We start from the raw sequence: 12113 nt of genomic DNA on the forward strand, positions 1-12113 counted from the left end.
TTCAGAAATGCCCATGGGGCAGGGTCTAAGTACGCAAACTCCTGTAGATCAAGCACCTGGTTCAGAAATGCCCATGGGGCAGGGTCTAAGTACGCAAACTCCTGTAGATCAAGCACCTGGTTCAGAAATGCCCATGGAGCAAGGTCCAAATACGCAGTTTCCTGTGGAGTAGTTGTTATAAATATCTACGGAGCTGATGCGGCATGTATCAGCTTCGTAGAAGAATTCGTGGGATATAAAGCAGGAGATAAGTACAAGATATCAGTGGAATGAGTATCATTATTTTGAATATACTTTTAATTTAAAAGAGAAAGTCCGTGGGGTATTTAGTCAATCTTTAATTTTTGAGACAAATAGCTATTTGTAGAATATACAAAAAGTGATGTTTGTAAAATTTACTACAAAGAAAGAGAATGTGCGAAACAAGTTTTTATATTGTGTGAGATAAAAAAGCTACGAAGCAGTAATATTTTTAGATTTAAAGAATTTATATTAAAGATAGCATTAAAATTATTGTAATAATAATATGCAATTGAAATCAAAAATTTAGAGAATAATCAGAAAATTTAATGAAAACCGTTGCAATGACAGTTATAGGTGCTGGTTCTTTTGGTACTGCATTAGCGATAGCTCTTGCCCGTAATGGTCATAATGTTTTACTTTGGGGGTATAGTCCTCAACATATCAAAGAATTACAGGAACAACGTTGTAATCAAGTATATTTACCCGATGTTCGATTTCCTGAAAATTTATTACTTGAAGCTTCCCTTGAAACTGCAATAACGGCAAGTCACAATATATTAATCGCTGTTCCAAGCCATGTATTTCATCAAGTTTTGTATAATATTCAGCCTTATTTAGATCAGCATTCACGCGTTATCTGGGCTACAAAAGGTTTAGAACATGGTACTGGACGTTTCTTACAAGAGGTTGCTCGTGAGATTTTAGGTGAAAAAATTCCTTTAGCTGTTTTTTCTGGACCAACTTTTGCTCAAGAACTAGCTATGGGTTGGCCTACTGCAATGACGATAGCAGCTTCTGATGTTGAGTTTGGTAAAGAATTGCAGCAACTTTTTCATTGTGACAAAAGTTTTAGAGTTTATAAAAGTTCAGATATGATTGGTGTTCAATTAGGGGGGGCAGTCAAAAATGTTATTGCTATTGGTGCAGGAATATCAGATGGCATAGGTTTTGGGGCAAATGCACGAATAGCTCTTATCACACGAGGACTAGCTGAAATCAGTCGTTTAGGGGGGGCTATGGGTGCTGAGCTTTCCACATTTATGGGAATGACAGGCTTAGGTGATCTGGTTTTGACATGTACTGATAATCAGTCGCGTAATCGCCGTTTTGGAATACTTCTTGGTAAAGGAATAGATATAAAAGAAGCAGAAAAACAAATTGGTCAGGTTGTGGAAGGATACTTAAATACCAAGGAAGTATATACGTTGGTGCAGCGTATTGGGGTAGAAATGCCCATTGTAGAGCAAATTTATCAAATTCTCTATTGTGGTAAAAATATAACTGAAGCGGCAAACACATTACTAAGCCGCGCCCTCAAGGACGAAATTCAATGATATCCTGTTTTTTAATAATTCCAATCGTAAAAAATAGAAACATGCTATGATAGACATATAAAATAGATTTTATTGATGGTTGTATAAGGCAGTCATATTCCAGAAAATTATAGATTCATATCATTCGATTCTTTATGAAACATGGCTGAAATATAAAAGTTTTGGCTTTTGTCTAAGAGCTATCTCTTTGAAGATAAATTGTCGTTTCCACTTATACATGTTTATGTAATGTAATGAACAAGATATTTTTATTGTCTCTTAAATTCATCTCACAATTATATTTGCAAACAGAATAATACAAGACTCATTAGGTAGAAGCATCTTATTTATGTAACGTATAAGCTAAGAATATCGGGGCAGGGATATTGCGAATCTCTGTTTTTGTAATTCTTTAAAACAAGAAGACAATCTAATTTGGGAAGAAGATGAAATTTTAAAGCTGAAAATCTGTTCCCATTTCTACAATCATTTTTAAATTCGGTTTTACGCTATCTAAAGCAATATCTTTTAAATAATAGAGATTATCTCACACCTTTATTTTCTCATTTTCTAATGAAAGCATTTCTCTGATGTGTCAGGTAAAATAGAATGCCCAAAAAAACACGATTGCTGTTGTATATTCATGTTCTTGTTTTAAAGAGACCTCTCTCTTAAAACTCCCAAGTCCACTTCGCGACGGTGACCGTGAATAGTATAACGATAAAGCCATTGTGCACATCCCCATCTTTACGTTTATGAAGGAGGAAGACGAGCATCATTACCCCCCAATGTTGAAACAGCTCTTGGCACTTGAAGCTGTTCAGTAGAGATATTTAAGCCTTTTATTTTCTCACATGTCAATTCTGTTTTTTATATGCAAGAAATGATTTTTGGAATTATAACTTTGAAAGTCTAAGATTGAGAAAATGTTATTGTACTTGTTTGTGACTGTCAGTTAAACTAAAAAATAATGTGATTATAAAGATAAAAAATTGATTTATATAAATAATTCATTTTATTTTTGTATTGAGTTAATTAAAAATATGTGTTTGCTTGTCACAAGCGGGTTAGTACGTGGATAAAAAATTATTAAAGATACTTCTAATGAATCATCTCAAGTGTCAAGGGTTGTTTCAATATTAGAACATGGCAAGTAAAATGACGGTGTCGGTTTGTCATCTGTATAAACATTAAAATGGTGGTAAAAAAAGGATTTTATATACTTCACAGGGATTTTTTATACGTTTTACAGGTACCATTGTGAAATGGAATGGCATGCATTGAGAGATATCTTAAAAAAATGCATGAAGGAGCAACAGCTATAGTGTTTTTGGGTGTTCTATTTTACCTGACATATCAAAGAAACGCTTTCATTAAAGAACGAGCAAAATAAAGGTGTGAGGTAAAGAGTAATCTCCATTATTAAAAAAACATTGATGTAGATGCTTTTAAAATCGTAAAGTCTCATTAAAGAATAATAGTAAAATTAACGATTGATTTCTTTACGCCTTCATATTCTTCCTAAATTAGATTGTATTTGCGTTTCAAGAATAAATCAAACGGTAGAAATATTTTTTTTTCAATTTGCTACACAAAAGTTGAAACTAAGGATTTTAATAATTCTCTAATCTCTGTTTCAAACTGCGGTGGCATGAGAGTTGGATATTGATTTATAAGCAATGGCAAAAGCGTATACTTTAGTAAGGTAAATGACGTCATAAAACACAAACTTTATCAACCATGAATTGAAGAAATATTCCGGCTTTTTATAAAATATTTTGCGAAACAAGGCATCATACATCTGGTTTTGTATTCACTTATTCTTACAAACACTTGTACACATGCCTTACGTCATATTATTATAAGTCAATACACTGTTATATAGCTGAGAAAGTACTCAATACCCGATTAAAGCACTATGCACATGATTGATTTTATTTTTTAGTGCAATAAAATAAAATTTATCCTTCTTGAGAATCGTCACTTTTTTTTAGTTCTTCAAGTATTGGCATAGACATGATGTTATAGCCTGAATCAACATAATGGATTTCACCTGTAACACCTGATGATAAGTCAGAGAGTAGATAAAGAGCAGATTTTCCAATTTCATGAATATTTACGGTACGACGTAATGGGGCATTACGGCGTTGATGTGAAAATATTGCCCGTGCAGCTGCAATACCATTACCTGCTAAAGTTCTAACAGGACCAGCGGAAATCGCATTGACACGAATATTTTGAGGACCAAAGTCCGCTGCTAAATAACGTACCATAGCTTCTAAAGCTGCTTTAGCAACACCCATGATGTTATAATTAGGCACAACTTGCTGTGAAGCACCATAGGTAAGAGTTAAAAGTGCTCCTCCATTCGGCATAAGCTTACCCGCGCGCTGGGCAATTTCAGTAAAGGAATAAGCTGAAATAACCATCGTGCGTTGAAAGTTTTCACGTGTTGTAACATCAACGTAACGCCCTTTTAGCTGAGTTTTATCTGAAAAACCAATGGCATGGACAATAAAATCAATTGTTTTCCATTCTTTTTCAAGTTGCTCAAAGACGTAATCAATATTTTCACTTTTTTCAACGTCACACTCTAGCACTAATTTGCAGCCAAGTTTATCTGCTAGGGGATGAACACGTTTGCCAAAAGCATTTCCTTGATAAGTCAACGCTAATTCCGCTCCTGCTTGTGCGAGCTGACAGGCAATGCCCCAAGCAATTGAATGGTCATTCGCAATTCCCATAATAAGGCCGCGTTTGCCCTCCATCAAACCTTTCATATTATTCTCCGTAAGACCGTACTTTTTTCAATTACTAAGAGCTTTTGTTTATACATAACGTTGGAAAACAAGCGTTGCATTGGTACCGCCAAAGCCAAAAGTATTCGACAATACGGTATTCAGTTGTTGATGATCACGTCGTTCACGAACGATTGGCATATCAGCAAAAGCTGGATCAAGTTCTTCAATATGGGCACTTTCACAAATAAAATTATGATTCATCATTAACAATGTATAGATTGCTTCGTGAACACCTGCTGCTCCCAAGGAATGTCCTGTTAGAGACTTAGTAGCGGAAATGGGGGGGCATTGATCACCTGCTCCAAAGACACGACGGATAGCTTCTATCTCAGGAGGATCACCAACAGGAGTTGCTGTCGCATGGGGATTGATATAATCAATTTTATTATTGACTGTCGCAAGAGCCATGCGCATGCACCGCTCCGCTCCCTCTCCTGATGGGGCAACCATATCATGTCCATCGGATGTCGCACCGTATCCAACGATTTCTCCGTAGATTTTTGCACCACGTGCTTTAGCAAGTTCTAAATCTTCAAGGACTAAAACGCCAGCCCCTCCAGCAATGACAAAACCATCACGATTAACATCATAAGCACGTGAAGCTTTGTGAGGGGTGTCATTATATCTGCTGGACATAGCGCCCATGGCATCGAATAAAACAGATAGTGTCCAATCCAAATCTTCGCAGCCTCCGGCAAAGATGCGCTTCTGTTTACCATATTGAATCATTTCGTAAGCATTACCAATACAATGATTGGAGGTAGCACAAGCTGAAGAGATTGAATAATTGATCCCCTTTATTTTAAAGAAAGTTGCTAATGTTGCAGATGCTGTAGAACTCATCGCTTTAGGGACAACAAAAGGTCCAACACGTTTTGGGCCTTTTTGGCGTGTAATGTCAGCAGCTTCTACGATTGAATGTGTTGAAGCACCTCCAGAACCCATAATAATACCCGTGTGTTCGTTCGATACTTCATGCGGCTCTAGACCCGCATCAGCAATTGCTTGATCCATGGCGATATGATTCCATGCTGTTCCACGGCCATGAAAACGTAGAGCACGTCGATCTACGAGTTCTTCTATATTAATATCGGGCTTGCCATAAACTCTGCTACGAAAGCCTAATTCAGCATATTGAGGTGCGTAAGAAATTCCGGATTTTGCTTCACGTAAACTGGTTAAAACAGCTCCAGGGTTATTTCCAATTGCGGAGACAATTCCCATTCCGGTTACAACAACTCGACGCATTCATACCTCCTCGTTCCATACAGAATAGTGAAAAGTTCTTTCTGACGGAAATAACGTTCAATCTTCTTTGAATAAAGCAACGCGTAAATCGTTCGCCTTATAAATAGTCTCTCCATCTGCTTTTAGCCACCCATCAGCTATTCCTAAGACTAAATTTCCACGTCGAATACGCTTAAAATCTATTTCATATTCAAGAATTTTGGTTTGTGGAGTTACCATCCCTGATAACTTTACTTCACCTGTTGATATTGCTCTTCCTTTGCCTGGTTCGCCTAGCCAACCAAGAAAAAAACCTGTTAATTGCCACATACCATCCAGTCCAAGACATCCTGGCATGACGGGATCGCCTATAAAGTGACAATTAAAGAACCACATGTCTGGTGTAATGTCAAATTCGGCGCGAACCATTCCTTTATCGTATTTACCATCAGTTTCACTAATTTGAGTGATTCGATGAATCATCAACATTGGCGGTGCTGGCAATTGCGCATTACCTCTACCAAACATTTCGCCGCGAGCGCAGCTTAGAAGCTCTTCATATGTGTAGCGAGACTTTTGTTCAGCCATTGTTACTCCATTTATTTGCATATATCTTTAATTTCTGCGCTTTTCCCAACCTACTTTTAGAGCAAATTTTAAAGAGAGGGAAATGATTTTATATCATTTTTAATGACAAAAGCCTTTTTTTATGTATTCTACATAGGTAATTATTTAAAAATGGAATACAAGATTACACCATACTATTCCCATTTTTTTGTATTTTGATCTTATTTAGCAGGAATGTATTTGGGTTTGTAATTATGTCAGTGAGTGCAGACAATTTAGATATGAATGAAGAGCAGCAGTTCACAAAAGAGTGTGGAAAAATTGTGCAATATTATTCCATTTCTATGTTAGAAAAACGTTTGCGTCAAAATGGTCTGCGTCCAACACGTCAGCGGTTGGAACTTGCACATATGATTTTTTCTCAAGGAAATCGTCATATTACTGCTGAAGAGCTCTATGAGGAAGCGATGAAGGCAGGTGTACCTGTATCTTTAGCAACGGTTTATAATACGCTTCATCAATTTACGGAAGCGGGATTATTACGGATTATTGCCGTAGAAGGCTCAAAAACTTGGTTTGATACAAATACCTCTGATCACTACCATTTTTATATAGAAGGTGAAAATCGTATTCTTGATATTCCTTACAATTTGGAAGAATCTCCCATTATTAGAAATTTGCCTAAGCCACCAGAAGGTATGGAAATTTCACATGTTGATTTAATCGTGCGATTGAAACCAAAAAATCAATCTTGTGATAGGCAGTGAGGATATTCAATGAGGAATAAAAATTAAACTTGTTGAGTTTGATTATTCACCAGCCTTTTACTTTTACTTTTTCATCAGGATAGATTCCCCATAACTGGGGTTGTTGAAGCCATCCGCGTGTATTATTAATGTTTAATTCGCACCATTGTCCATCACATTGGCGGATATTACCAATGACATTAGGTTCTACTTCTGCCACAAGTTCTGCGTTGTCGGTGGGATTTTTTCGTAGCATTAGTCTTTTAGTTTTATCTTTTTGCCATGGAATAGTTATAGCAGTTCGCTTTCCCGATAAAAGCGATTGATACACCCACCCCTCATCGCCTTCGGCATCACGAATTTTGCGCCATTGATCATATTCTTGAATGATTTCAATAGGTAAGCCCTTCTTTTTGTAGGTAAAAATGATAGAATAGTTGCTTCCTGGTCCGACGCGTACATTAACGCTGGTGGGTTTAATCGAAGCAAATCGCGGAAGTGGTAAACCACTGGGCCCTAAATTTTGATTAAATGTTTGTGCATGCAACAAATGAGGTGAAACTAATACAATGACTGTTGCTATTAAGATACATGATGCGAGTATTGAAACGCGAAACCAACGAGAATTTTGCACACCGAACTCCTTTATTTCATCATATATTGGAAATTTAAAATCTGAAAGATAAGACTGGAAACTGATAAAAAGTATGACACACTGCTCGTTAAAGAGATCTAAACGATGAGAAAATTGCTACAAAAATATCAAAATAAGGAAAACAAAAGCTTGTATCTCTTTTCTGGGTTTATTTTTCGAAATAAAAATATAGGTATACATATTATGAACAAAAAACTGTTCAGTGAAGGGGTTATTGTATAGCTTGAAAAGAAATTTTAAATGAACCAAATAATACGATGAATGAAACATTTAAGCGTAAAAATATGAGCAACATTATAGAGTAGATTGATATATGAAGGGCTAACAGAACACTTTTTCGTGATAATCCATTTTATAAAATTTGCTATAATCTTATGCCATGATAATGCTTATCCGTATTAGTAGATAAGTTGGCTCCATTGTTCTATTTACCAGCTTTCAATGTTATGCAGTTCCTATTATTTATGGTGTTCATAGGAAGCCTTTTTGTTTTTTCTTAAATAGCTTTTATTCTATTTGCGTACGAATCCCGCTTATGATGTACAAGAAAATAATCTTCATTGATTCAATATGAGAAGGTGTTGAGAAATTTTATGTTATTAAGAATTATTACTTAATATGAAAAATGATTACTTATAATAACAAATCTACGCGTTAAAAACTTTAACTCGTTATTTAAATTTTAAAAACATTTCCATCAAAAATGGTAATAAAAGGCACATTCATCCATATTAAAAAATAGTGTTTTCTCTGTTTATTATCAATTTTCTTTTCTCTAACTCAGTATAGAAGAAAGTTGAATGAAATAGAAAGGCTTATTCGATACACTGATGAGGGTAATTACATAAGTGATGAATAGAAGAATTTTATCAAGAAAAAAGAATCTGTAGTGTAGTGGTTGAAATTCGTCATCCTTTAGAGAGACAGAATCAAGGGATATAAAAGTTATGGAATTATATCGTTTTGTTACATAACTGAAGGTAAAGAGGATTATGCATTTAATATCATATATTTACACACAATCGCATATGGCGATAGTTGTTTTTGTTTTGTAAAAAGACCTAGGATGATCGAAAGATGTAGAATATTTAATGACAAAAAAGAAATTCATCATGAAATTTATACATAAGAAGCGGTTATTTAAGAGATATCCAGAAGGAAAAAATTATAGCGAGAAGTGATAACAAAACATCCCGCACTCAATTTACATAGGAAAAAGTCGCTTAAATATCTAAAGTGTAGTTTGTTATCTATTTTTTGAAATATAAGAGTGAAATAAAAACCACCTCTATGATAGAAACCTTATTATTTTCAAATAACTAACATATTAGATAACATTGTACATAAAAAACTACACACAAGCAATTCATCGCAATCGCCTATGAAGATAAAATTTTCTAGTAGCTTACTATCTATTGCTTATGCAATTATATAATATCATAAAGTATATTACTTTACCGCAACAGTTCGTCCGTTACTAACAAAACCTTCTCTTTGTGCACGCTTACGAGCAAGCTTACGTGTACGACGAATAGCTTCAGCTTTTTCACGAGCACGCTTCTCAGATGGCTTCTCATAATAACTACGCATTTTCATTTCACGGAAGATACCTTCACGCTGCATCTTTTTTTTCAACGCACGGAGCGCTTGGTCAACATTATTATCACGAACGAGTACTTGCACTATCTATCCTGCTTTTTTCAGTGTCATAAATGATAGGAAAAAACCTACGTCCTTTTAAAGGCATATCCAAAAGGACAAGCACTTATATCATATAAATGAGACATTTGTCTATATCGCTTTTTAAAATTCTATTTTTTTTACAATAAAAACGCTTTTTATAATGAATGATAGAATTTACGGTTATAAATTTATGAAAGTCCTTGTATTTGATCATTTTCGTCAAGATGAATTTTTTCAGCCGTGGGATAATGGGGTAGTCCCGGCATGGTCATAACATCTCCACAAATGACAACAATAAAACCGGCTCCCGCACAGAGACGAACTTCTCGTATGGGAATTTCAAAATCAACAGGAGCTCCGTATTGCGTGGGATCAGAAGAAAAAGAATAAGGTGTTTTTGCCATACAAATAGGGTAGACGCCAAAACCTTCTTTTTCCCAAGTTTCAAGTTGTTTGAGAATAGGGGCTGAGATGATGGCGCCACGTCCACCGTATAGCTTTGTTATAATACAATTAATTTTTTGAACGAGTGGAATATCATCTTGATAGAGAACTTTAAAATCAGAATCGTGCTTTTCAATCAAGGTAACGAGTTCTTGTGCAAGTTCTATAGCGCCTTTTCCACCTTGTTCCCAATGCTTACAGATAATAGCTTTGTGTCCAGTTGTTGCAACTATTTTTTGTAATGTTTTTATTTCAGCATCGCTATCGCTGTCAAAATGATTGATAGCCACAACACAAGGAATACCGTAGTGCTTCATATTTTTTATGTGTCGTAAAAGATTGGCTGCCCCTTTTTCTAAAGCGGTGATATTTTCTTCTGTCAGGTTATTTTTATCCAGACCACCATTCATTTTTAATGCACGAATAGTTGCGACGATCACTGTAGCATTTGGTACAATACCTGCTTGCCTACATTTGATATTGAAGAACTTTTCTGCTCCAAGATCTGCTCCAAACCCTGCTTCTGTGACAACATAATCAGCAAGTTTTAAAGCAGTTTTTGTTGCTATAACTGAATTGCAACCATGAGCAATGTTGGCAAAAGGTCCTCCATGAACGAGAACAGGATTATTTTCAATTGTCTGTACGAGATTGGGTTGTATAGCATCTTTGAGAAGAACTGCCATTGCACCTTCCGCATTGAGATCAGCAACGGTGATGGGCGTTTTATCATAACGATAAGCAACAATAATTTTTTTGAGTCTTTGTGTAAGGTTTTCTAAATTTTCAGAGAGACAAAGAAGCGCCATAATTTCTGATGCAACAGTAATATCAAAACCTGTTTGACGTGGAAAACCATTTGTTATGCCCCCCAATGAAATGACAATATCGCGCAATACACGGTCATTCATATCAAGAACGCGTTTCCAAACAATGCGACGTGGATCAATGTTTAGAGTATTTCCCCAATAAAGATGATTATCTATCATTGCGGCAAGAAGATTATGAGCAGCTGTAATAGCATGAAAATCACCGGTAAAATGTAAATTAAGGTCATCCATTGGAATGACTTGCGCATAACCACCACCAGCAGCACCACCTTTTACACCAAAACAGGGACCTAAAGATGGTTCTCTCAAGGTAGCTATTGTTTTTTTACCAATAAGATTAAGAGCATCACTTAGTCCAACTGTTGTTGTTGTTTTGCCTTCTCCGGCAGGTGTGGGATTGATAGCTGTGACAAGGATAAGTTTACCATCTGGATTTTTATTAAGCGATTTTATGTATTCAGAAGAAATTTTAGCTTTATCATGACCATAGGGAATGAGATTTTCATGTGAGATACCAATTTTTTGTGCAATTTCAATAATATGTTGCTTTTTAGCAGTGCGAGCAATTTCAATATCAGTTTTAGGCATGGAAAAATTCTTTAAATTCAGCTTTTATTAATGTTTGGGATCTGTACCCCATGGATTAATTAGAAAAATTCATAAAGAACAGAAAAATATTAAGATATCATAGAAATCGTTGATATGCCATGCAAGAGATAATGCTAAAGAAGCACAAGAAGAGTTTTATTGTTTTTTAGGAAAAAGAATCACTTTGCTTTTAAGCAGTAAAAATACGTTTAATTCAATTAAAAATATTACAAAAAGAAGCTGTGGTTTGCAACAAATGCTGATGATATTAATGGATACCATAAGTGTTTCATAGTAGTACGTTTGAGAAGTAGTTTATTTATTCTTTCCAACAACACACTGAAAAAGTTTCACATGGTGGTAAACCGGAATTTATGGCGGCACATCTGAAGTCCCTCTTAAGATGGGACTGCTAGGAATAAAATATCCAGAAACATCCAGTTATGGAACAATTAGAAATAAGCACGTAAAAAATTACCTAACTGAGTAGAGAGTATAATCCGGAAGAGACCAAAAACAAGCGCATAGATTGAAAAAAGAAAACAACAACATACGCTACTCATGCAATCGCTACGATTATAAGCTAATAAAAGCACCTTAGAGCTGAATTGAAGGATTCATAACATCTTATTCTAGCAAAATGGCTAAAGAAACGACTCACAACAGAATGAAATAACAAAATACAAAGATAGGTAAAAATAAATCACAAAATAAAGAATTTAAAAAATCTGACTTTATAAGTAAGATATTGATAGATGGCGCACCCGAAGAGATTCGAACTCCTGACCCCCAGATTCGTAGTCTGGTGCTCTATCCAGCTGAGCTACGGGTGCATACATTTCAATTTTTTACATTGTCTAAGACAAAGGGTTCCTAATCGTTTCATTAAAGAAATGCAAGTGAAACTTGAGTCGTCATAAAAAAATCTCTCTTTTTTTATGATATATTTTAAAAAAGGATATAATATATTATGGCTTCAGTTGGTTTTGATATGAACATTTTTTTGTCATGACCAT

Annotated in this window: 8 protein-coding genes and 1 tRNA gene; 2 read left to right on the forward strand and 7 right to left on the reverse strand. The window is 35.4% G+C overall.

The window, feature by feature from the left end:
* The first annotated feature begins 569 nt into the window (after positions 1 to 569).
* Positions 570 to 1577, forward strand: coding sequence for an NAD(P)H-dependent glycerol-3-phosphate dehydrogenase (gene gpsA, locus ACFIQE_RS01085; RefSeq protein WP_375702785.1), 1008 nt, complete (start codon positions 570 to 572; stop codon positions 1575 to 1577).
* Between the two features lie 1940 nt (positions 1578 to 3517).
* Here the strand turns inward: gpsA and fabI are convergent.
* The 3 genes from fabI to fabA are packed head-to-tail and all read right to left on the reverse strand — an operon-like array spanning position 3518 to position 6172.
* Entirely contained in the window at positions 3518 to 4336 is an 819-nt protein-coding gene (gene fabI, locus ACFIQE_RS01090; protein WP_375620835.1) for an enoyl-ACP reductase FabI, read from the reverse strand.
* 48 nt (positions 4337 to 4384) lie between these two features.
* Positions 4385 to 5605 (reverse strand): beta-ketoacyl-ACP synthase I, encoded by a 1221-nt coding sequence (fabB, locus tag ACFIQE_RS01095; protein ID WP_375612835.1) that lies wholly within the window; start codon positions 5603 to 5605, stop codon positions 4385 to 4387.
* Positions 5606 to 5662: 57 nt separating this feature from the next.
* The gene (gene fabA / locus ACFIQE_RS01100; RefSeq protein WP_273722474.1) at positions 5663 to 6172 is read right to left on the reverse strand and encodes a 3-hydroxyacyl-[acyl-carrier-protein] dehydratase FabA; all 510 of its coding nucleotides are present in this window, start codon (positions 6170 to 6172) and stop codon (positions 5663 to 5665) included.
* A 233-nt stretch (positions 6173 to 6405) separates the two neighbouring features.
* Between fabA and irrA the strand changes: the two genes are divergently transcribed.
* Complete coding sequence (gene irrA, locus ACFIQE_RS01105; RefSeq protein ID WP_375611439.1) at positions 6406 to 6918, forward strand: iron response transcriptional regulator IrrA; 513 nt, start codon at positions 6406 to 6408, stop codon at positions 6916 to 6918.
* A 46-nt stretch (positions 6919 to 6964) separates the two neighbouring features.
* Here irrA and ACFIQE_RS01110 read toward each other — a convergent pair whose 3' ends face one another.
* The 4 genes from ACFIQE_RS01110 to ACFIQE_RS01125 all read right to left on the reverse strand — a co-directional run bounded on the left by ACFIQE_RS01110 (position 6965) and on the right by ACFIQE_RS01125 (position 11930).
* Positions 6965 to 7531, reverse strand: a complete 567-nt coding sequence (locus ACFIQE_RS01110) for an SH3 domain-containing protein (RefSeq protein WP_375620834.1) — start codon at positions 7529 to 7531, stop codon at positions 6965 to 6967.
* A 1470-nt stretch (positions 7532 to 9001) separates the two neighbouring features.
* On the reverse strand, positions 9002 to 9235 hold the full coding sequence (rpsU, locus tag ACFIQE_RS01115; protein WP_012754552.1) for a 30S ribosomal protein S21: 234 nt from the start codon (positions 9233 to 9235) through the stop codon (positions 9002 to 9004).
* Between the two features lie 188 nt (positions 9236 to 9423).
* Positions 9424 to 11097 carry a formate--tetrahydrofolate ligase gene (locus ACFIQE_RS01120; protein ID WP_375629266.1) on the reverse strand — a complete coding sequence of 558 codons (1674 nt, stop codon included), beginning with the start codon at positions 11095 to 11097 and terminating at the stop codon, positions 9424 to 9426.
* A 756-nt stretch (positions 11098 to 11853) separates the two neighbouring features.
* A tRNA-Arg gene (locus tag ACFIQE_RS01125) sits at positions 11854 to 11930 on the reverse strand.
* Between the last annotated feature and the right edge of the window lie 183 nt (positions 11931 to 12113).

It is taken from the genome of Bartonella sp. AA1HLJMS (assembly GCF_042197445.1).
Classification (GTDB): Bacteria; Pseudomonadota; Alphaproteobacteria; order Rhizobiales; family Rhizobiaceae; genus Bartonella.